Raw genomic sequence first — 503 nt, 5'->3', positions numbered from 1 at the left:
AACTTGAAATTAAAGAAACCTATTTTATTGGGAAAAATAATACCTATCTCAATGTGTATCAGGTAGCATTTGATGACTCACTCATTTATGCTGCAACCGATAGCAGCATTATGAAAGCACCACTCAATAGTGTTTTGAATGATTTTAGAAATTGGAAAAAATTTCCAACATCACAACTACCCAATGGCACCTATTCAGGGATAGTCAATTTCAATAATAAAATTTATGCAGGATACTCTCCTTATACAAGAAATTCTGCCAATTACATGAAAGACACCTTGTATTCCCGAGACAATTCCGGTAACTGGACCAAATCATTCATCATACCCGGATCTTCCAATGGTACTATTATTAAAAAAATGTATGTATTTAATAATGCCTGTATTGGATTTATTGGACCATTTGGCGCTAATGCTATAGATAAAAACAACAATCAAGTAGTAGCCATAGGTAATTACAGTATAGGAAACCAACAGATTATGGATATTGTAATGAATTACTAT

The 503-nt window shown here is 32.6% G+C and carries 1 protein-coding gene; it reads left to right on the top strand.

Going from position 1 to position 503, the window contains the following annotated elements; all coding sequences use genetic code 11:
• The coding region (locus N3F66_15300; GenBank protein MCX8125512.1) for a hypothetical protein at positions 1 to 503 on the top strand (503 nt) is incomplete at both ends.

The organism is Spirochaetota bacterium (genome assembly GCA_026414805.1).
Lineage (GTDB): Bacteria > Spirochaetota > UBA4802 > UBA4802 > UB4802 > UBA4802.
The sequence above is the reverse complement of the archived record's forward strand: the minus strand, read 5'-3'. Positions and strand labels throughout refer to the sequence as shown.